Annotated in this window: 24 protein-coding genes, 1 tRNA gene and 2 pseudogenes; 15 read left to right on the top strand and 12 right to left on the bottom strand. The window is 56.2% G+C overall.

Annotated elements, in window-relative coordinates:
* Nucleotides 1-90 precede the first annotated feature (90 nt).
* The 6 genes from K426_RS17350 (at nt 91) to K426_RS17330 (ending at nt 4024) form a co-directional block, all read left to right on the top strand.
* Entirely contained in the window at nt 91-1122 is a 1032-nt protein-coding gene (locus K426_RS17350) for an IS110 family transposase (RefSeq protein ID WP_066561936.1), read from the top strand.
* 257 nt (nt 1123-1379) lie between these two features.
* Nucleotides 1380-1700: a hypothetical protein gene (locus K426_RS17345; RefSeq protein WP_066559743.1), complete on the top strand. Its 321-nt coding sequence runs from the start codon at nt 1380-1382 to the stop codon at nt 1698-1700.
* Between the two features lie 830 nt (nt 1701-2530).
* Nucleotides 2531-2722 (top strand): hypothetical protein, encoded by a 192-nt coding sequence (locus K426_RS17340; RefSeq protein WP_066559741.1) that lies wholly within the window; start codon nt 2531-2533, stop codon nt 2720-2722.
* 3 nt (nt 2723-2725) lie between these two features.
* On the top strand, nt 2726-3049 hold the full coding sequence (locus tag K426_RS30420) for a hypothetical protein (RefSeq protein WP_082748674.1): 324 nt from the start codon (nt 2726-2728) through the stop codon (nt 3047-3049).
* Nucleotides 3050-3053: 4 nt separating this feature from the next.
* Nucleotides 3054-3416: a hypothetical protein gene (locus tag K426_RS17335; RefSeq protein ID WP_066559739.1), complete on the top strand. Its 363-nt coding sequence runs from the start codon at nt 3054-3056 to the stop codon at nt 3414-3416.
* Nucleotides 3417-3424: 8 nt separating this feature from the next.
* Nucleotides 3425-4024, top strand: coding sequence for an SOS response-associated peptidase (locus K426_RS17330; RefSeq protein WP_066559737.1), 600 nt, complete (start codon nt 3425-3427; stop codon nt 4022-4024).
* Between the two features lie 12 nt (nt 4025-4036).
* Here the strand turns inward: K426_RS17330 and K426_RS33110 are convergent, their stop codons facing one another.
* From K426_RS33110 to K426_RS31415, 4 genes are read right to left on the bottom strand one after another with little or no spacing between them, the layout of a single operon-like run.
* Nucleotides 4037-4273: a DUF6961 family protein gene (locus K426_RS33110; RefSeq protein WP_066559734.1), complete on the bottom strand. Its 237-nt coding sequence runs from the start codon at nt 4271-4273 to the stop codon at nt 4037-4039.
* Nucleotides 4270-4470: a DUF5818 domain-containing protein gene (locus tag K426_RS17320; RefSeq protein ID WP_066559723.1), complete on the bottom strand. Its 201-nt coding sequence runs from the start codon at nt 4468-4470 to the stop codon at nt 4270-4272. Before K426_RS17320 ends, K426_RS33110 begins: the two co-directional genes overlap by 4 nt.
* On the bottom strand, nt 4470-4712 hold the full coding sequence (locus K426_RS30415) for an excalibur calcium-binding domain-containing protein (protein ID WP_237230067.1): 243 nt from the start codon (nt 4710-4712) through the stop codon (nt 4470-4472). Before K426_RS30415 ends, K426_RS17320 begins: the two co-directional genes overlap by 1 nt.
* Before the next feature lie 50 nt (nt 4713-4762).
* Nucleotides 4763-5209: a hypothetical protein gene (locus K426_RS31415; RefSeq protein ID WP_145907407.1), complete on the bottom strand. Its 447-nt coding sequence runs from the start codon at nt 5207-5209 to the stop codon at nt 4763-4765.
* A 260-nt stretch (nt 5210-5469) separates the two neighbouring features.
* On the opposite strand from K426_RS31415, the gene K426_RS31410 reads away from it, so the two are divergent.
* A complete protein-coding gene (locus K426_RS31410) occupies nt 5470-5808 on the top strand; it encodes a hypothetical protein (protein WP_145907404.1) in 339 nt (112 codons plus the stop codon).
* A gap of 112 nt (nt 5809-5920) precedes the next feature.
* On the opposite strand, the gene K426_RS31405 is transcribed toward K426_RS31410, so the two are convergent.
* Both K426_RS31405 and K426_RS31400 read right to left on the bottom strand, forming a co-directional pair.
* Nucleotides 5921-7078, bottom strand: coding sequence for a hypothetical protein (locus K426_RS31405; protein WP_145907401.1), 1158 nt, complete (start codon nt 7076-7078; stop codon nt 5921-5923).
* Between the two features lie 5 nt (nt 7079-7083).
* Nucleotides 7084-7482: a surface-adhesin E family protein gene (locus K426_RS31400; protein WP_145907398.1), complete on the bottom strand. Its 399-nt coding sequence runs from the start codon at nt 7480-7482 to the stop codon at nt 7084-7086.
* A 202-nt stretch (nt 7483-7684) separates the two neighbouring features.
* Here K426_RS31400 and K426_RS31745 point away from each other — a divergent pair.
* Nucleotides 7685-7789, top strand: a tRNA-OTHER gene (locus K426_RS31745).
* Nucleotides 7790-7910: 121 nt separating this feature from the next.
* Here K426_RS31745 and K426_RS17310 read toward each other — a convergent pair.
* Both K426_RS17310 and K426_RS17305 read right to left on the bottom strand, forming a co-directional pair.
* Nucleotides 7911-8555 (bottom strand): UPF0149 family protein, encoded by a 645-nt coding sequence (locus K426_RS17310; RefSeq protein WP_066559719.1) that lies wholly within the window; start codon nt 8553-8555, stop codon nt 7911-7913.
* A gap of 114 nt (nt 8556-8669) precedes the next feature.
* On the bottom strand, nt 8670-10412 hold the full coding sequence (locus K426_RS17305; RefSeq protein ID WP_158511754.1) for an AIPR family protein: 1743 nt from the start codon (nt 10410-10412) through the stop codon (nt 8670-8672).
* A 495-nt stretch (nt 10413-10907) separates the two neighbouring features.
* On the opposite strand from K426_RS17305, the gene K426_RS30410 reads away from it, so the two are divergent.
* From K426_RS30410 to K426_RS17290, 3 genes are all read left to right on the top strand, one after another.
* Entirely contained in the window at nt 10908-11525 is a 618-nt protein-coding gene (locus K426_RS30410) for a DUF805 domain-containing protein (protein ID WP_082748670.1), read from the top strand.
* A 41-nt stretch (nt 11526-11566) separates the two neighbouring features.
* Nucleotides 11567-11758 carry a hypothetical protein gene (locus K426_RS17295; protein ID WP_066559714.1) on the top strand — a complete coding sequence of 64 codons (192 nt, stop codon included), beginning with the start codon at nt 11567-11569 and terminating at the stop codon, nt 11756-11758.
* Between the two features lie 72 nt (nt 11759-11830).
* Entirely contained in the window at nt 11831-12229 is a 399-nt protein-coding gene (locus K426_RS17290) for a hypothetical protein (protein WP_066559711.1), read from the top strand.
* A gap of 94 nt (nt 12230-12323) precedes the next feature.
* Here the strand turns inward: K426_RS17290 and K426_RS31395 are convergent, their stop codons facing one another.
* The gene (locus K426_RS31395; protein WP_066559708.1) at nt 12324-12554 is read right to left on the bottom strand and encodes a hypothetical protein; all 231 of its coding nucleotides are present in this window, start codon (nt 12552-12554) and stop codon (nt 12324-12326) included.
* A gap of 88 nt (nt 12555-12642) precedes the next feature.
* Here K426_RS31395 and K426_RS30405 point away from each other — a divergent pair.
* A pseudogene (locus K426_RS30405) lies at nt 12643-12897 on the top strand (IS110 family transposase); the annotation flags it as partial.
* A gap of 111 nt (nt 12898-13008) precedes the next feature.
* On the opposite strand, the gene K426_RS17275 reads toward K426_RS30405, so the two are convergent.
* The 3 genes from K426_RS17275 to K426_RS17265 are packed head-to-tail and all read right to left on the bottom strand — an operon-like array spanning nt 13009 to nt 16606.
* Nucleotides 13009-14013 carry a site-specific integrase gene (locus tag K426_RS17275; protein WP_048574814.1) on the bottom strand — a complete coding sequence of 335 codons (1005 nt, stop codon included), beginning with the start codon at nt 14011-14013 and terminating at the stop codon, nt 13009-13011.
* Nucleotides 14010-15377: a tyrosine-type recombinase/integrase gene (locus tag K426_RS17270; RefSeq protein WP_053085586.1), complete on the bottom strand. Its 1368-nt coding sequence runs from the start codon at nt 15375-15377 to the stop codon at nt 14010-14012. Before K426_RS17270 ends, K426_RS17275 begins: the two co-directional genes overlap by 4 nt.
* Nucleotides 15374-16606, bottom strand: coding sequence for a site-specific integrase (locus K426_RS17265; RefSeq protein ID WP_048574961.1), 1233 nt, complete (start codon nt 16604-16606; stop codon nt 15374-15376). Before K426_RS17265 ends, K426_RS17270 begins: the two co-directional genes overlap by 4 nt.
* Nucleotides 16607-16745: 139 nt before the next feature.
* Here K426_RS17265 and K426_RS30400 point away from each other — a divergent pair.
* From K426_RS30400 to K426_RS17250, 3 genes and pseudogenes are all read left to right on the top strand, one after another.
* Nucleotides 16746-17540, top strand: a pseudogene (locus tag K426_RS30400) (IS110-like element ISShsp1 family transposase); the annotation flags it as partial.
* Nucleotides 17541-17758: 218 nt separating this feature from the next.
* Entirely contained in the window at nt 17759-17974 is a 216-nt protein-coding gene (locus K426_RS31390; RefSeq protein WP_145907392.1) for a hypothetical protein, read from the top strand.
* Complete coding sequence (locus K426_RS17250; protein ID WP_066559698.1) at nt 17965-18201, top strand: hypothetical protein; 237 nt, start codon at nt 17965-17967, stop codon at nt 18199-18201. The genes K426_RS31390 and K426_RS17250 overlap by 10 nt, the downstream gene beginning before the upstream one ends.
* The last annotated feature ends 210 nt before the right edge of the window (nt 18202-18411 follow it).

Raw genomic sequence — 18411 nt, 5'->3', positions numbered from 1 at the left:
CCCAATCATATTTTTCTTTATGGGATGGCCCGCCCCTTTTCACCAGCATCAGGTATGATGCTGGTGCTTGAAAGGGAAAGGAGCGGACCGATGTCTATTGTGATCCTTGGCGTTGATTTGGGCAAGAATGCCTGCAGTGTCGTAGGCGTTGATGCAGCAGGCGCTGTCATCGTGCGTAAGTCGATGCGCCGACAGACACTTATCGATTACGTGACCAAGCTTCCGGCTTGCGTGATTGCAATGGAGGCGTGCTGTGGTGCCCACCACCTTGGTCGACTTTTCGCCGCGCAGGGGCACGAAATCAGATTGATGTCGCCGGAGTACGTGCGCCCGTATGTTAAAGCGCAGAAGAATGATGATCGTGATGCGGAGGGGATTGCCGAGGCCGCCTCGCGCCCGACGATGCGCTTCGTCGAACTCAAGACTCAGGAGCAGTTGGACATCCAGACCCTCCACCGCGTCAGGTCCCGCCTGGTAGCCGAGCGCACAAACCTCATCAACCAACTGCGGGCGATCCTGCTGGAGCGGGGGACCATTTTCCCGGCCGGACGGCGCAAGCTGGAGCTGGGCATTGATGCCATGCTGGCCGCCGAAGATACGACCCTATCACCACGCTTGAAGCAACTGGTGGGTGAACTGCGTGCCGAATGGCACGAACTTGATACCAAGGTCGAGGCACTGAACGGCGAGTTTGTCGAACTGGCTCGCAATGATGCAGCTGCCCGGCGGCTCACGTCCATCCCCGGCATCGGTACATTGAACGCAACCGCTTTGATTGCAGCCGTGGGCGATGCCAGCAGCTTTGCCAAAGCGCGAGACTTGGGTGCCTGGCTCGGCCTGGTACCCAGGCAACATACTACCGGCGGCAAGCCCCGGCTGCTCGGCATCTCCAAGCGTGGCAACACCTATTTGCGCACTTTGCTCATCCATGGCGCCCGGGCAGCATTACCGTCACTGGCGCGCAGCGAAACCCCGCTGGGACGTTGGTTAACAGGAATGATCGAGCGAGGAGTTCATCGCAACGCAATCGTCGTCGCATTGGCGAATAAACTGGCGCGGATCGCTTGGGCAGCCCTCCGCAAAGAAGTGAGCTTCGAACGCGGCTATCCAGCAGCGGCATAACGGATCGGCTGCGTGCTTCTGCACGCGTAGCCCAACGATGTTTGCAGGAAGGATCGTGAAGATGGCCTGACAGTCGATCGGCGTCTGGAAAGCCCGGGCAAAAAAATGGCACCTGTTGCCGGTTCCCTTATTGTGGCTCCAGACGTGCGGATGTCCATCTTGGCCACGGGATGCTCCCGTGAGACCGCATACGTTGACGCAGACTGATCAGAACACCGTAAAATCCTACTTGCAAACGGGGCGGGCCATACGTTTTTTTGGAGTTCTTCATGACGATGCAAACCAATGCGAAGCGATCCGCTGCTTCGATCAAGATCATCAAGCGCGATCCTTCCGACCTCATCGGGGGTCTGAGGGCGATGTTGGACAGGCTCGGCCCGGAGGTGAACAAACACGATCGTGCCGACATTCTGATCAAGGCCTGCATAGGCGAGGGCGTGAATACGGCATCGCGAATCTTCGAGATTGCGGCACGGCTTGGCTTTAGCCACGGTCATGTTCCCATCAGGCTGAAACACGGCATTGGGATTCATTGGACCGTGGATGCCGTAGGCGTTTACAAGGATTTGTCCGGCTGACGACTTTGCCTGTACAAGGGCGGGCGAGACTGCGGATCGACAATGAGATGGATTCCGCTAACGCCCGCCTTCATGAGCAGATCGGCTGTTGCCGATTGAACTTCGGCCACACCAAGGCCACGCCGCTTTCCACCATAGCGCAGTTGATTTCCACGCCCGCCGCGTTGTCGCAGATCGCCGTGACTCTGCCATAGCTGGATCCAGTAGGCTGGCATTGTAGCGACTGTCCTCCGGCCAGTTCGGTTAGTTTGGCGGTGGCGGCTGCCCCCGAAGCAGAGGGGCAGGGGTGTCCAGGCGAACAGCTTTCGTCCTTCTCGCGAGCCGCAACCGCATGAAGCCGAACGCGAGTGCCATCGGTGCAACGAAGGGTATCCCCATCCGTGACGGAGGCGACCTGACAAGCAAAGCCGCTGCTTAGGGTGGCGGATTTCCCGATCGCTGCTGTTGGAGAGCTGGGCCAAAAGAAGACAACGAGCCCCGCGCTGACCGCCAATGCAGCCGATAGAAGCATGAAGATGGGATCGGCATTGGACTTGCCAGCTGACCGCCGTTTCTGCTCCATCCGACGCCGCGTATCGGCAGCTGACCAAGGATTATGTCTTCGCATTTTTCGCCCCTTCATCCCAGTCAGGTAGCGGATAGAACAAGGCTGCTGTTATAACCTTAACGGCTGGGCTTAACGTCGCCGCAGCGCCTTCCAAAGAGTGGCCACGCTCGTGAGCACGGCCGCGACGCCCATCAAGAACGACCCATCGATAATCACCATTGCCGACTCCTTTCCTGTGAGGCATGTTCCACATTTGTTCTCATGTAGGAAAGGTGATTCTGCGATGTCGGAGCAGACCCCCAATCAAGCGCCGCTTCGACGTGCGGCCAAGGCCATTTACGATACCGTCTATCCCTCAGCGGAGTGGACCCCGGTGCCCTTTGACGAGGCGGAACGTCTTGAGACAGTTCACTACCGCAATGCTGTGGCGGCTGCCCGTTATTTCCAGCCCGTCGAGCAAGGCGCGTTGCTGTGATTTATGGCCCGCTATCAAGATGGGCTCAAGGTGGCGACCTGCATCTTCGAGGCTGCGGCCTGGCGTTATTCGGTGAGGGTGGCCTGCCGATGCAGCAGAGAAGAGTTCTTCGACGCTCACGGTCTGTGGTGGAAGTTCGAGTGGAAAGGTTGGAGCGACGACTTCCGGGATGCAAGGCGACGCTTCTACTGCAAGGCCTGCTTGCAACGACACGGCCGAAAAGTGCGTCCAACGATCATCGAAACAAGCCGAGAGCCGCCGCGCTATTGCTTTCCCTTGCCCGATGAGCGGGAATGGAAGCGCGCGGTGAACCGATTCAGAGGATAGGGTCATGAGCTACAAAGCCGTTCCTGAAGAACTGTTCGACATTCCCGACGACCTTTCGCCCGGCGAGTATCGCCATGTTTGTGCGCAGATTGCTCTTCAGGCTGTCACCTACGCTATGGGTTCGAGGGAAGTGAAGGAAGGCCATGCTTCGATTGCCACGCCGATGCTGGCTGAAGCACTTGCGATGGGCATTGCCATGCTGATCACCGCCGATGACACGAAGCGGACGCCGCGCGATATCCGCTTGGCCGGTGAACATTTCGGCAAGCTGATTGGTGGGTTCGCCGCGATCCTGCACGATGGCGAAGACAGGACAGCCAGCCAGCTGCTGGATATGTTAGGGGTGATGCCGACTAAGCTGAACTAGGCGCGCCTATGTGCAACCTCTACAAGGCCCGGAGCAGCGCCGATGAGCTTGCTCGCCTGTTCGGCGCGCAGCGGGATCCGGCTGACCAGATCGCCGTCGAGAAGGACTATGCCTCCCCCGGCAAGCCCGGCTATGTCGTGCGGGAACAAGATGGTCAGCGCATGTTGTCAACGATGAGCTGGGGCTTTCCATTTCAGGGACGGCCAGTCACCAACGTTCGCAACTATACCAGCCCGTTCTGGAAATCTGCACTTGCGAACCCTTCCCGCCGTTGCCTTGTGCCGGTAACGGAGTTTCAGGAATGGTCGGTCGAACCGATGCCGGAGACAGGCAAGAAGAAGCCATTCTGGTTTCGGGTTCCAAGTCAGCAGGTCTTTGCCTTCGCCGGGATATGGCGGCCCACGGAGGGTGTGCCAGTCTATTCTTTCCTGACCTGTGGCTTTGACGGCGATCCTTCTACGCACGTCGTCGGTGCCATCCACCCCAAGGCCTGTCCTGTCATCCTCCACGCGGAAGATTATGACCGCTGGCTGCGTGCTGATCTTGACGATGCTCTCTCGCTCGCCTGTGCTTACCCCAGCCAGCTGATGGCAGTCGGTGACGACTGATTGACGGAGGGGCTATCCGAACCTCGAGCAGCCACTTCCCCACGATCGATCGCCGGACCACCTATTCTTTATCGTCGGGGTAATCAGCGCGTTCATCCGAAATGCGACCTCACCCCACAGCTGGACCCCGCCTGCCTCACCCGCTGCTGCCAGTTCGCCGATGCGCTCAGCGGCCTTCAAGGGAGCCTGTTCGCCATATTGCCGCAGGACCATCGAAGCCATGCCCCAAAGCTCCTGATCGCGCGTCACGCCGGTTCAATGCGATCGACGGCCAGGAGGTCGAACCCATCTCTGGTGCCGGTCACTTTTACGCGAGTGCCGAACAGATGCTTGTGGCGTTTCAGGACTTCCAGACGCCATTTTCCGCCATCGGGCATTCGCAGGACGGGATACATTCCATTCTCCAGAAGAATCCCGGTCAGTTCATGTCGCGTGGGCCGATGCATCACTCACATCCTACACCATCGCCGTCGCGATCCAAGTGGCGACCATAGCCGGGGTCACCAACCCTCACCGGAGCAGCGCCAGCCGCACGTGCAGCAGAGCAATTCGGGAATGCCCCACCGCCACCTATCAATGCTTGTCTGCGAACCGGCGCAACTGAGGCGCGGTGACAGTGATAGTCTCCCGTCTTTCGGTTGTTGTGGCAGCCCTCAGCATTCAGGCCGCCCGGATGGGCTAGGGCCATCGTTGCGGGCAGGGCGACCATGCTGGCGACTAGCAAGCCTGTCTTCATCATCAGAAAGCCCGCTGAACGGTCGCCGGGTCATACGGCTGGCAAATGCCTGCATAGTCACCTGCCTTGCCGCTGAGGCTGATATGTCCACGAATGCGATCAATGCGCATTTTGGGTGAATTGAAGACGTTCACCTGAACGGTGCCGGTGATCTCGTTCTCACCCCTCTCCACGTTCTTGATTTCGAACCAGCCGTCTTTGCCCCCGCGCACTGGCGGAAGCATCGCACGGGGCATCCTGATCCGACCTGTTCCGTCATCTTCAAGATCGATATTCACCTGATCGTCAAAGGGAACGTCACGGGTGCCGATTGCTTGCCCCCAAGCCGACGCTCCGTTGCTTGCCCACGCTGAACCATAAGTGCTGGTGATCCTGTTTGCAGAGCCGTTCCCTACACAAACAAGATGAAGCGGCGCGGCTGTGGCGGCTGTTGTGACCGTCAAGCTCAAGCCAAACGCAACAATCCTCGAAAAAATCACCTTGTTCCCCCTCGATTTTCAACTTTCTCTGACCAGGCAGATGGTTTGAGTAATCAAAAGCTGAATCCGTTTCGCTCGTGTGTGGCGGCCGTGTTCCTACCGCGATAATTGCAATTCTTCGGATCGACATCCATTCTCTTAGAGGTGCTTGCCACAGTGGCCGCCGCGCGTTTATTTGACCTCGGACCTGCGAGTAGCGGGCGGACGAATGCAGTATAACCGGGGGCAAAATGAAGAGGTTTAAGATACTTTCCTTAGCGGCTGCGGTGCTTGGTGCGTCCTCAACACCTCTGATGGCCATGACATATTTTTTGCAAGCCGATCTCGGTGTTCATAACAATCAGCATCTCTGCCGTTATAGTAATGGGAAGGTATATTCCTTCAATTCCACAAAACTCTGCGAATTGAGTATTGAGGATAGTTCACTCAGTTCTGGTAATTCGACTGGTTTCAAAATCGGAGAATATCAAGACGGCATGACAAAAGTGTGCGTTTATAACGTCATGGGTCAGAAACAGGCACTGCGCGTTGGTTCGATCGAGCTTTGTCCACTGAGTTACAACTTCTAAGTGCAGGGTTGCGCGAGAAATGCTCCCATCAAAGAGGGCGAAAATGTCGCCCACGCTGAATCGAGCGTCTCGCTCAATCCATTTATAGAGCAACAATGAAGGCTTATATTATTTAGAATAGCGCAGGTTCGGATAGGTTCACGCCCGATCTTGGATACCAGTTTTGCGCTACATACCCATTGTCTTTGAGGAAACTGAGAAGTGCATCAGGGTAGCTTTGAAATTGGATCTGCAAATTCTCAGGACATGAATCACGGGTTTTAATCCGGCAGCCCGTGGGTAACTGCCAGTCTGCCGCGGCATCATAGGATGCTACCATCCTGCTCCACGCTTGGTCGATCTTCCCCAATCTCGCTGCGGCTGCCACAAAAGCAGGGCAAGCCCCATTGCGGGTGAAGCTATCTTGGCTAGGATCGCACAGCCCCTCGGTCTCCCGAATAGTTTTCTCGAAAAAGCGTCGAAACGCCCGGCTTGATGACACATTTATTGCTCGGCCGTTCCGCACGTTGAGGATTTTTGGTGGCGCGTAGCTATATGCATAAGGTGCAAAGGCGTAGAGGAAGCTGTTGTCGTAAAAAACGTAATCAGCAAAGCCGTCGCCCGAAACGTCTTTTGGCAGCCCTATTTGGTCGCCATCCCAAGCGCCGAGATTGACCACCTTGAGTTTGCCGCCAGAAAGTCCCGCCACTTGGACTGAATTGCAGCAATGCGCGCCACCGCTGAAGCTTTGCAGCATTAGAACGGGATATGCGCCCGCTCGGTTTATGATTGCGCTAAGCCGATGAGTGTATGAACTGCTAACCATTTCTCCCTGCATCGAGATTTTGGTACCAGCAGCTTCGATTTCGATGTGGGGTGCGGAGAGTTCGCCGTCCCGACGAACGGAGGCAGTCACGACCATGGGGCCTAACTGCCATGAGATTGGGCTTGGATAGCTATCTGCGCGCCATTCGACGCCTGAGTCGATAGGAAATGCGGTGAGGTTAAGGGCGGCAAGCTGTGCCTTCACCGGAGCGGCTGACCTTTGCGGTTTGCGAGACAGGTTTTCTTTTGCAACAGGCTTGGGCGCAGACCACATCCCTAAGGCAACAGCTCCCGCTAAGCATAGGGTGAGGACCGAGCCAATGATGACCGCCTTGCTGCCCCATTTTCCTCGCGGATGCTGGTGAACGCCAACCGTGAGAGAAGACTTGCAATAGCGACAAATCAGCGCCTCATTTCGAACCCATTCGGCACACTGAGGGCACCGCTTTCTTCCGAAGGTCAACACTAAAGTTATTCCTGACCAAAGGCGCAAGCGACCTGCGATGCTGACTCGGCCATGCTTTCTGGAACGAGAGGATCGTACCCGACGCCGTAACTATAATCGTTGTAATTTTCGCTAGAAACAACTTTTCCATATGCATCGTAGGCGATGATGGAAAGAGTCCTATACTTTGCAGCAGAGCAATCGAAGCTAACCAATTGTAACGTTTGTCGCCATGAAACGGACCGATTTCGAGAGTGATTTAACTGTATCCACGCCTGCTTTTTGTTGCCTACCGTTTTAATTCTGTTCCAATCCATGAACCATTCGGTTCCGTTCGTCGCTGAGCCGATGCTCACCCATTCCGCGTGTGCCGGTGAAGCAATCGCCCCCAATCCGATGCAGGTAAGCATGACCTTCTTAAACATTTGATGACCCCCGTTCATCTCCCGAATCACGCCAATATACTGAATAAGATTAATCTTCTAGCGTGAGGCTAATGCCGGGGCTTGCAGGTATAGCGCAGGTCGAATTTCAACATCGCTTCCTACCAAAATGCCTTCAATAGGAAGCGGCCCAAACCGGACTTCCGCTGCGTTTGGGTCTGCCGTGGGACAATGGGAAAATACCGCCCGCTTTGATCCGAAAATCGGCAGAAAACCTAGCTATTTGTAGAATCCGTCAGAGGCCTTCGTAATGCGAGGGTCACGTGTTCGAGTCACGTAAGCGGCACCAGTACCTTGGCCTTATCGGCCGAATTTTCCCTACTGAAAGCGCTTAAACATGGGTCCGTCATGGGTTCCCTATGGGAGGTACTTTGGGCTTATGATTCGGCGGGACTGAAGGAAAGGCCCCCTCAGTTCAAACCGCAGCACTTCTTGTATTTCTTGCCAGATCCACAGGGGCATGGATCGTTGCGGCCGAGCTTTCCGCCCGTGGCGGACGTTGGTCGGTGCTGATCGTTATCCAAGCGCCATTCATGGAGCATCTGGACCCAGATGGGGATGAGGTCAGGGGTTTCCCGATCCCAGCGATCCTCTTCCTCCTCGGTTAGCTGATGTCGGCCGTCCGCGAACGCCGCTAGCTCAGAGATACCCGCGATTGCTGACTTCGGCCCTTCGTCATCGCTTGCCCGCACGCGGTTCCAGCCGCGAGGGGCAATCTTCATGGCCTTGGAGAAGCCTTCAATCCACAGTTCCCAAAGCGTTTCATTGCTTCTGGTGTCGACTTCCAGGATCGGCGCAAACCCGTCCGGCTCGTCAAGGCTGGCGAGAATCTCATTATAATGCCGCATCACAAGGTCGAAAAAGCGCTGCAATTCCTCTGGTGTGTCGAATTTTGGCGTGTCCGGTCCCCACACCTGTTTCAACCAAGCCGAAGGTGGCACCATGTCGGGGCTGACGATGATGCCAGTCAGAAAGCCGTCTAACTCCGACAGCAGCATGCCTTGGTCGAACTGGTTGATCAGCAGGTCGTCGAGTTCGTCTAGGTAGCCGCCCATGCGATTGCCTCTAGCGCGTGGCTGATGTGTTGACGATCATGTTTTGCGCAGCGGATGGTTTAGGCGGCAGTGGACCAAGCGCCAACTAAGGCGCTCAGTTGCCCTGTCCAGTACTTAGGAAGGCGCTGCTTTCGCGGCGGCGTCGGCAGGCGCGCGCGATACTTGCGCACGAAATCGCGTAATAATCGCATGGGTGATTGCCTCTGTGCGAACGTGATCACGATCGAGATTCCCTTCCGTGACCTCATCTATAATTGCGACGGCACCCGCAAACAGGGCGTCTGCCTTTTCCGTGTCCCATAAAGCTTCCAGTGCCTTGTTCGATCGGGTTTCGAGATCCTTCGAGTTTGGGCGTTGTGGATATGTGCTATCCAACATAAGGTTTACGGTCATGAGAATATGGAAGCGAGCGGACTTGTATTTCGGATCGATAGTCTTCGCGCGGAAGTGCCCTTCCAAAAGGAAATAAGCATACGCAGCATAATAATATGCTACATACTTATGCCCATCGGCGAAAACTTTCTCCCCGATTTCCTCCCGGATCGACTTATAATTTTTGGTGGCGGTATGAGGTATTTCCATCCAGATCGCTGCAAAACTCCGCAGCACCGTAGCGATATCGATTATACGGATTTTAGGTTCTGAGCCTCGGTCATACTGACCGTCCCGCCGCTCGTAATAAAGTTTTCGGTCGTCAGGAAAAGTAAGAAAAAACTGCTCTAATCCACGAGCAAAATTTTTACTGGAAGCGAACTGCTCTGGCTTTATTTCAGTCTGACTATTTGTAGCGGTTGTAATTAGTTCTTTAATATTTTCTTCAGAAGTATGAATTAATCTCACGGGAATTGTAACGCTATTATCGATATTTTTTCTCTGTTCAAAAAGTACGTTACTCGTTTGGCATCCGTTTACAATTTGATAGTCAGAAATCGTGAATATATCGCCAACTCTGTTTAAGTTGCGCGTGATAATAGTGATCCCATTGTTCATGAGAACAAAATTCGATTTTGCTTCTGAAAGCAAGGTTTCACGTATTCCTGAATTTACGGTCTTGTACCCTTGCCAATCTCGGATGTTGTCCTCGAATATACTGGTCAGCATCTCAGTGCCGCTCTCGTCCAATAGTAATTTCTCAAACTCAGCGAATGGAAGAAAACCGATCGCTGCTTGAGTTACTCCCGCCGTGGCGGGGATTTCGACCCGCCGGTCAAAAAGGAATGTTCGACTGATCGGACTTTTTGTACGGCGATAAGCGCCATGTAGCTCAGTGGCTCCCATGCAAAAAATGTCGGGATTCTCAAAAATCGACAAATTCTTGATGTCTTGGATCGCTGCGTCCCTGCGTGCTACTAGGTGAGGATCATTCACCCATTGCCCGGTGGTGACATAGTAAACATGACACCGGGGAGGCTTAAGGATAGCCGCGTACTCCCCGATGATGACGTCGGTGATCGCAGACAAATTGCTTACCTCAACTGATCGAGGAATTTTGGGGGATTTGCTGAAAAAGTCCACAATGCCGAAGGAGATATTTCCGATTTTTTGACCATCAAAAGATGAGCTTCGCTCTGCTTGAACAAAAATAAAGGTTGGTTCTATATAATCATTTTGTTCGGCTAGTTCGTGTACAGTATCAGCGTCGGTGACGAGGCGGTTGTTGACAATTATTGCAATTGAATCGACACCAGTATCGCCGCCACCGCCGAGTACAACATCTGCAGTTGAAAATGATCTATTGTAGTGACGACGAATCATCGCGAACGCAGTAAGATGTTCAAAGCGCTTGTCTTCAGGCAAATGTTCTAGGGAATGTTCTTTTGAGAATCCGGCCAGCAAGGCTTCGGTAATACGATCCAATGCAATCTCCATGCGGCTTAGAACTTGCTTGCGGCATTGCCTAGCATCGAGCTTCAATCATCTCAATCGTTTACCCTAAGCATTCGCTGTGCCCCTGGCCTGCGCTTTGAGGAACACGCCTGCTCTAGGCTGATCAGTTTGTTGACGTGGCGATCGCGCAAAATCCGGCATCTTATATGAACAGGCGGAAGCAAACGCCTATTGCGAAGCTGCTCTAATCCCGTCAGAAAAGCTCTGCCTTCCGTGAAAGCCGGAGGGTGGGGCGTCAGAACCTCATTTGGAAACAGCTCGGTCGCCGAAATTCGGAGGCCGGGTGGCGTACACGTATGTCCAGCCGGTGACGGTAAAGGTGTGCGCGCCTGCGGTTTCCACAGGTTCTGAACATCCGGCTTCGGCCGTCGCTCCGAGAGGTACATAGGGCGACGTGAGGTTGAAGCCGAAGGTCGCTCTCCAAGGCGTGAGGGGGCGAGCAGTGAATCATCAACAGCCATAGCGATGCTGCCTGTTCAGCCGTGCCCGTTCGGGTTCGGTTTCATTACCTCATGCATAAAGGAAACGCAGATGGTCGATACTGAGGCCTTGCAGAATCTCGAAAAACTGAATCAGCTCAAGAATGACGGCATCATTTCCGACGCCGAGTTCGAACGGTCCAAGGAACGGCTGCTGTTTGGCCGGACTGAAAGGAAACCAGCGCAACCCACGTCATCGGGTAATCTTGCGCCGGACGACCATGTCGGCTGGATGATTTTGCCACTGAAGCGGTACGCCCAGTTCACCGGCCGCGCGAGCCGTAAGGAATTTTGGATGTTCCAGTTGGTGTCGGTCGCATTGGTGCTGCTGACAGTGACGATCGCAGCCATCGATCAGAACGACTTTGGCGAAAGCGGATTGATCGGCAACCTCATGTTGGTGGTGTTGGTCCTGGGACTGCTCGGTCTACTGATTCCGCAACTGGCGGTGCAGGCCCGACGGTTCCACGATCAGAATCGGTCCGGCTGGTTCGTCCTGCTGAACTTCATTCCCTACATCGGCGCGCTAATCGTGCTGGTCATGATGGTGATCGATGGGACGCCCGGCGAGAACCGTTTCGGACCCAATCCCAAAGACGCCTGATGGCAGGGGTTATCGGGGCATTGCTACTATTCGGGGCAATAATGATGGCCCTGAAGCTGGCGATCATTCTCCTGATCCTGGCTGGTCTGATCTTCCGTACCAAGGAAACGTTGGGTCTGCTGCTGGTGCTGGGCGGATGGCATCTGCTCCTGCACTATCCGCTCGCAGCGGGGATTCCTATCGGCATCCTGGTACTGATCGGCATCTATAAGGCGATGACCAAGCCCGCCTGATCCCAACCCATTATTCAAACGCAACGCGCCCTCGGCCTAACGGTCGGGGGCTTTTTTTATTGGAGCTACCTCATGCACATTATCCACACGTGGCAGGAACTAGCCGCATATCTGGATACCCCCATTGCCTCCGATCTGAAATGCCTTCTGCAAACCCGCCATGACCAGCTGATGGAATATGGCGACCTTTCCGAGTTGGGCGTCTTCGTCATCGTCCAGCCGGGCGACACCATGACGGCGATCGAAGAGGCAGTCGGTTGGCCGATCTTGATAGACGGCATCCCAGCTTTTGAATGGGTCCAGCGGCATGGCACCATATTTGAAATGCCCTTTGTGCTGTCCGATTCAGGGGCAGGGCATGTGCTGATCGTCCCCGATGCAGAAGGCATAGATCCTACCTTACTTGCTCTGTGCCGCGCCTATGCCGATCAGCCGAATGGCGATTCAACTGACAGGGCAGAGGGTAATTAAGCCAAGGCCGTCCGGCCACCCTCTTGAAGCTCAAAACCCAACGAAGCGTCCTCCGGGGCGCCTTCTTTTTGCCCAAAGGAATCCGACTATGCTGTCACTTTACGACATCGATACCATGAAAGCGGCCCTGTTGCTGCCGCTCGATCCGGCCCTTCATTGCCTGCTGTCCGATCACATCAAGGACGCCATCGCCTGTGGGCTGGAAGGATTGACCCATCTTATCGTCGTCATGCCCGGCGATGAGGAGGGCGACTTCATAAGGGAAGCGGCCTTCTCGCCCTTCTGGAACCCGCTGTCCGAAACCCGCTTCGGTGATCCTGCCCATATTCCGCCTTGTTGGGGTGGACGGCTCCCAACGGCATCGCAATGTGCCAGAGTGAGTGCGTTGCAAGACTCAATCAAGGGAGCCGCCCGTGGAGCAAATTACCCGCATAGGCATGGATACGTCAAAGAACGTTTTTCAACTGCATGGCGTCGATGCAGCGGAGAAGCCAGTGCTGCGCAAGAAGTTGACGCGCCGAGAGATGATTCGGTTTTTCGAAAAGCTGCCACCCACCCTCGTCGCTATCGAGGCATGCGGCAGTTCACATCATTGGGCTCGTCTTCTCGGATCGCTCGGGCATGATGTAAGGTTGATCGCGCCGCAATTAGCGAAGCCCTACGTCAAGTAATGGATAGGTGAGCATTACTTCACTAATCATCAGGTTCTCAAAATGCGAAGGAACGTGGACAGATCGGCCGATTATCGGCGTTTCTGCCCAACACTCCTTCGCATTATTTTACAGCGTATCAAGCCAGGCGAGCAGGCTCGTATCGCGTTTCCAGGATGGTGAACGCCCCGTCGCCGACGGCACGGCGACCTGCTCCAGCGCCTTCCGCTTCGTTTCCAGATTGGCCTTGGCATAGTGATTGGTGGTGTCGAGACTCACATGTCCAAGCCAACTGCGGATGACCGTGATGTCCACGCCCGCCGATACAAGGTGGACGGCGGTCGCGTGGCGGAAGCTGTGAGGCGTTACGTGCTTTGTTTGAAGCGACGGCATGGTTTCAGCCGCCGCCTTCACATAGGCGGCAAGCTTGAACCGGACGCCCGAAGCGCTGAGCGGCTCGCCGTAGCGGTTAACGAACAGCCGCTGGTCTGGTGCTCGCGGCTGCCGGTCAAGCAGCCTTTCCAGCAACAGTACGGTTTCCGGCCAAAGCGGGCAGATGCGCTCTTTTCGGCCCTTGCCCATAAGTCGGACGCAACTGGGACTATCGAACCGGATCGCTTCGGGGCACACATCGAGCGCTTCCTGTATTCGCGCGCCGCTGTTGTAGAGGAACGAGAGCAACGCATGGTCGCGCATGCCTTTTAGGGTCGATTGGTCTGGCTGGGCAAGGATCGCCGCCACTTCCGGCGGATCCAGATAGCAGGGTTCCGATACCGGCGCCCGCTTGATCGGGATGTTGAGGATTTCGACGCATTGCGCGATCGATGCGGGATCCCTGGTAGCCACGAAGTTGAAGAAGCTGCGGATTGCAGCAAGCCGGCAGTTGCGGGTACCGATCGTACCACCGCGCTCGTGCTCGGCGTGCCTCAGGAACGCCGTGACCTGCGCGGCAGTCAGATCGGCCAGCGAGATCATCGCAACCTTCTTTTCCGCGCGATCAGCGACGAACCGGAGGAAGAGCCGCCAAGTGTCGCGGTAGGAACGGACCGTGTTGACCGACGCATTGCGCTGCTCAACGAGCCATTCGTAGAAGAATGCGCGCATCAGTTCCGGGAATGGATTGGTCCTGCTCATGGCCGCACCTCCCGTTCAGGATTGAGGCATGGCGCGCCCAGGGCCCTGAAGCGTTCGTTCGCGAGATGCAGCAGATCCTGCGTAACGGTGATGTAGACCAGCGTGGAGTTGATATCTCGATGTCCGAGGTAGGTCGCGAGGAACGGCAGCCGATCCTGCGGGTTGATCCCCAGACGGTACCATTCAAGGATGCGGTTCACGACCATCGAGTGCCGAAGATCATGAACGCGAGGTCCGTCGTGCCCCTGCAATGGCTTCAACCCGGCGCGACGTATGACGTCTGTAAGCACCCAGGTTATCATTTCGGGCGTGTAGCGGGACCTACCCTGGACGTGCCAGAACAGGGCGGAGTGCGGATCCTGCGATGCACCAGCCCGACGTCGGGCTGCGATGTAGGTCCGCAACTCGTTCATCACACTGTCGGGGAGCGGCAGGATTCGGGTCTTGAAGAACTTGGTCTGCCGAACCGTGATGGTGCCGTCTCGGGGATTAACGTCACCAAGATCCAGCCGGGCCAGTTCTCCGCGTCGCAGACCCGCACAGTAGGCCAGCAACAGCATGGTGTAGATGCACAATGGTCGAAGGGTTGCGCGTGGCGAGGGATACGAACGGGCAATGTCGAGCATTCGCCGAACGTCACCAGGAGAGTAAATATGGGGCTGGCGCCACTGCTTGCGCACCTCTTTCCGGGGTCGCGGATCCGGCCGACGCCGAGGAACTGACGGGTCGCGGCGCCGTAGGATTTTTGCGAAGATACGTTCGAGGTTTTCGCGTTCATATGCATGGTTGCGGGTGCCCTTTGTGGCCGCCCATTGATCGATCATAACGCTCAGCGGCTCGGTTTCCAGTTGCGGATTCAACTGTAGGAACCGGTCGAACTGCAAGAACCGCTCGGGTTGCGAAGTATATTTGTACCCCCTGCGCCGCATCATCGCGACATGTTCGGCCATGGCCTCGCCCAGCACGCTGCCGAACGGTTTGGGCTTGCGCAGTCTGGCAAGAGCCTGTTCTGGATCACGCGATATCAGCGCGCGCCAGATCGGCATGCACTGCTTGATATGACATGCCTCGCGTAGAGCTTTGACCGGGTGGTGATCGATCCCCCCGGTTGCGAGCAGATGATCGAGGAACCGGTCGATGATTCGGGTGCGATGCAGAAGGGTAGATGTCGCCCAGCGAGTGGCTAATTCGCGCAACCAGGCCTGCAGGGCTTGCTGATCGAGCGCTCCATGCCGTTCGACAATATCCTGGAAGCTATGCAGGACCTGTTGATAGCAGACGCGGCTTTTGGGATTGCGCAGATCAAGGCTTGAGACAAAGCGGCCAATGCACGCGCGATCGGAATCGGGCCAACGGGAGGTCATGCCAGCACCTCCGGTCCCGGCACATCCAGAGCGATGGCTCTCAGATCCTCCGTGGCGAGCTTGAGATAGGGCGCCGTCGATCCAACGGAGCGATGTCCCAACAGATCACCGATTACCTTTTTCGACACTGCGGCGCGCAGCAACTCGGTCGCACGAGCGTGACGGAAGATGTGAGGCCCGCTCCTGCCTGAGGGTTTGACGCCGGCATCCCGGAGCCGCTGCCGAATCAGGCTGTATATCTTCTCAAGCTTGCAATAGGGCGCGCGCGTTCGGATGAAGAGTTCCCTGGCATCAGTGGCGGGCCGACCAGACCGCAGATAGGCGAGGATCGCTTCGCCAACCGGTCCCATCAATGGCAGGAACGTGTAGGCTTGCGTTTTATTGTGGCGGACGCGGATGACTTCGGCCCGCCAGTCTATGTCTTCGATCCGCATGTTGCGGACTTCGCTTGCGCGAAGGCCATAGGTGGCGAGGACCTGTAATATCGCGTGGTCACGCAAACCGGCAGCCGTCTTGTCCTTGCTCACACTTGCCAGAACCGCGGCGATCTGGTCGCGCTCCAAAATCGACGGCACCCCTTCGTAAGCGTAGAGCCGCGGCGCGATGATATGCGGTGTCAGGTCTTCCGCAACGCGGGCCGTCCAATGCAGGTAACGCAGCAACGAGCGCAGCCGCTCGGCTGTGGATTTCAGAGAACTGCGCGTCAGTTTCGAACCGCGCAAGTCCATGTAGCTGTCAATTTCACCCACGGTCACTGCCTCGAGGCCATCGGCCCCGCACCGGTTGAGTTGCCAGGCAAGGAAGTAGCGCGCTTCCCACAGGAACGCGTCGATGCTGGCCTGGGCAAGGCCACGCTCCTCACGAAGCCAGGTTTCATATTCATTGCAGATCGTAATCCGCAGCGCATCGGCGTCGCATGTTACTTTTTCAGAGGGTGGCCACTGACCCTGCCCAAGCCGTAGCAACGCGTGAATTGCAGATCGCGGAACTGCGTGCCAGCGCTCGCTGGGATGCCTGCCACGACGTTTCCGGAATAACGCGATCGCATAATCCAGATATCGCTCAACTTGCGCCTCAGTCACGTCCGTGACACAGATTCCTCGATGCTGGAGATAGTCGAGAAACTCCTGCGCATAGGTACAGTGATTTCGGATTACCGTCGGATTGTAACGCTGGTTTGTCAGTATGGCTCTGAGCTCGGTGAGCAGCTCATGCTCGGATTGCAACATCAATTCCTCCTCTGCTGGTCAAACGACCGCAGAGGTTCGCAGCAAAATAATGCGGAGCAAATTGCCGATCCAAGCCAGAAATGCGCGGATTTCCTACACCGAGCCCGCATTCCTTCGCATTTTGAGAACCTGATGATTAGTCAAGCGCGGCAAGAACGACGCTGCGGATGCCGAAGCTCTCTGCGAAGCGGTGAGCCGCCCAACAATGCGCTTCGTTCCGGTAAAGACTGCAGAACAACAGGCCGCGCTCATGTTGGTCGGGGTGCGCGAAAGGCTTATTCAGAAGCGCACCCAGCTCGTCAACGCTATACGAGGGTATGGCGCGGAGTTCGGCATCACCGCGGCGACGGGTGCATGTCGCGTCGTACCGCTTCTCGAGTGCATCGCGGAAGATGAAACGATACCCGAATTGGCGCGCGAACTTTTTGCGCTGCAGGGAAAGGAATATGCGCAGCTCCAGTGCGAGATCGAACGGATCGACGCGAAGCTGATGGAATGGCATCGCAACGACGAATGTAGTCAGCGACTGGCCAAAATTCCCGGCGTTGGGCCTATCGGCGCGACCTTGCTCATGATGAAAACGCCCGATCCGCATCTATTCAAATCCGGTCGGGATTTTGCGGCATGGATGGGCCTGACCCCCAAAGATCACTCGACCGCCGGCAAGACAAGACACGGCGTTATCACTCGCGCTGGTGATGAGCTTCTCAGAAGCACGCTCGTGGTCGGAGCCACCGCAGTCGTTCAGCACGCCCGCAATGGGCGAGGCAGGAATCTAACACCGTGGCTTATCGGCTTGATTGCACGAAAATCGCCTAAGCTCGTTGCGGTTGCCGTTGCTAACAAAGCCGCACGTGTCGCGTGGAAACTCATGGTGAGCGGCGAGCGATACCAGTGCGTCGCGCCGCCCGCGCTAACTGCGGTAGCAGCATAAGAATTAGCCAGGGACGATGAGCAAAATATCAATGCTATCGTACTGAGCTGATCCGTGATCTTGCATGAAGAGAGCAGATGGTGCGATCGATCGATCCGAGGCGTGTGACACTCCGTCAGTTCCAATGGCCATCACAGGCCGCTGCCTTGTTGGGAACACACACCGCGGAAACCATCTTGGCCAGCGGTCACGTGCGACCGCACCGAAAGGCCGGACATATGGAAGCAAGCGATCCGATCAAATTTTCCGTTCAGCCCTTGCAAGAGGGAGCCGTCCACATATGGGACTGGGCCGATCGCCTGGACGGCTGGGGGTGGGAGTTCATCCGCACGGTTGGCAATGATGGGTTCGCCTTTATCATGCTGGTGTCGGACAGCGAAGGGATCGACCCGGTGCTGCGCGCAATGTGCCGGGAACTTATCCCATGCGACTGATCGGCACCCTGCTTGTCATCTGCACGGCGTTCGCGGTGATGAAACTGGCGGTTATGGCGTTGCTGATCATCCTTGGCCTATGGCTGCTGGCCGTGACGATCAGGCATCCGCGTGAGGCGTTTGGGTTCATGCTGATGCTGGCGACCGTCTCGCTGATTGAGGCGCATCCGTGGATTGCGCTGGTGGGTTTCGTTGCAACGGCAATAGCGGCGGCGATCAGTTGGTAGAACGGTTCGGGCTTGGCTTATAGGCAACAATATGTTGCAAATGCATCACGAAGTCTTGACCGACTACATCGCGGGCGTCTATACGAGCGCCACGTCACGAAAGTGATCCAAGTGCAGTGGGCTTCCGGGCAGGCTGTCAACAGCGGTTTCTTCAGCAAGTGCTGACCCCATCGATATCTTCATGCTGGCTCGACTGAGCGGCTTGGGATG

Source organism: Sphingobium sp. TKS, assembly GCF_001563265.1.
Taxonomy (GTDB): Bacteria; Pseudomonadota; Alphaproteobacteria; order Sphingomonadales; family Sphingomonadaceae; genus Sphingobium.
This window is presented reverse-complemented; position numbering and strand designations above follow the sequence as displayed.

What these genes read in the sequence shown, in the direction of transcription:
- K426_RS30420 (WP_082748674.1), top strand. Translation starts at nt 2,726, where the DNA reads ATGGCCCGCTATCAAGATGGGCTCAAGGTGGCGACCTGCATCTTCGAG.
- K426_RS31410 (WP_145907404.1), top strand. Translation starts at nt 5,470, where the DNA reads ATGAAGAGGTTTAAGATACTTTCCTTAGCGGCTGCGGTGCTTGGTGCG.
- K426_RS30410 (WP_082748670.1), top strand. Translation starts at nt 10,908, where the DNA reads ATGCTGCCTGTTCAGCCGTGCCCGTTCGGGTTCGGTTTCATTACCTCA.
- K426_RS17350 (WP_066561936.1), top strand. Translation starts at nt 91, where the DNA reads ATGTCTATTGTGATCCTTGGCGTTGATTTGGGCAAGAATGCCTGCAGT.
- K426_RS31390 (WP_145907392.1), top strand. Translation starts at nt 17,759, where the DNA reads ATGGAAGCAAGCGATCCGATCAAATTTTCCGTTCAGCCCTTGCAAGAG.
- K426_RS17340 (WP_066559741.1), top strand. Translation starts at nt 2,531, where the DNA reads ATGTCGGAGCAGACCCCCAATCAAGCGCCGCTTCGACGTGCGGCCAAG.
- K426_RS17290 (WP_066559711.1), top strand. Translation starts at nt 11,831, where the DNA reads ATGCACATTATCCACACGTGGCAGGAACTAGCCGCATATCTGGATACC.
- K426_RS17320 (WP_066559723.1), bottom strand. Translation starts at nt 4,470, where the DNA reads ATGCATCGGCCCACGCGACATGAACTGACCGGGATTCTTCTGGAGAAT.
- K426_RS17265 (WP_048574961.1), bottom strand. Translation starts at nt 16,606, where the DNA reads ATGTTGCAATCCGAGCATGAGCTGCTCACCGAGCTCAGAGCCATACTG.
- K426_RS17335 (WP_066559739.1), top strand. Translation starts at nt 3,054, where the DNA reads ATGAGCTACAAAGCCGTTCCTGAAGAACTGTTCGACATTCCCGACGAC.
- K426_RS17295 (WP_066559714.1), top strand. Translation starts at nt 11,567, where the DNA reads ATGATGGCCCTGAAGCTGGCGATCATTCTCCTGATCCTGGCTGGTCTG.
- K426_RS31400 (WP_145907398.1), bottom strand. Translation starts at nt 7,482, where the DNA reads ATGTTTAAGAAGGTCATGCTTACCTGCATCGGATTGGGGGCGATTGCT.
- K426_RS17270 (WP_053085586.1), bottom strand. Translation starts at nt 15,377, where the DNA reads ATGACCTCCCGTTGGCCCGATTCCGATCGCGCGTGCATTGGCCGCTTT.
- K426_RS17310 (WP_066559719.1), bottom strand. Translation starts at nt 8,555, where the DNA reads ATGGGCGGCTACCTAGACGAACTCGACGACCTGCTGATCAACCAGTTC.
- K426_RS17275 (WP_048574814.1), bottom strand. Translation starts at nt 14,013, where the DNA reads ATGAGCAGGACCAATCCATTCCCGGAACTGATGCGCGCATTCTTCTAC.
- K426_RS31395 (WP_066559708.1), bottom strand. Translation starts at nt 12,554, where the DNA reads ATGGGCAGGATCACCGAAGCGGGTTTCGGACAGCGGGTTCCAGAAGGG.
- K426_RS17330 (WP_066559737.1), top strand. Translation starts at nt 3,425, where the DNA reads ATGTGCAACCTCTACAAGGCCCGGAGCAGCGCCGATGAGCTTGCTCGC.
- K426_RS30415 (WP_237230067.1), bottom strand. Translation starts at nt 4,712, where the DNA reads ATGGCCCTAGCCCATCCGGGCGGCCTGAATGCTGAGGGCTGCCACAAC.
- K426_RS17250 (WP_066559698.1), top strand. Translation starts at nt 17,965, where the DNA reads ATGCGACTGATCGGCACCCTGCTTGTCATCTGCACGGCGTTCGCGGTG.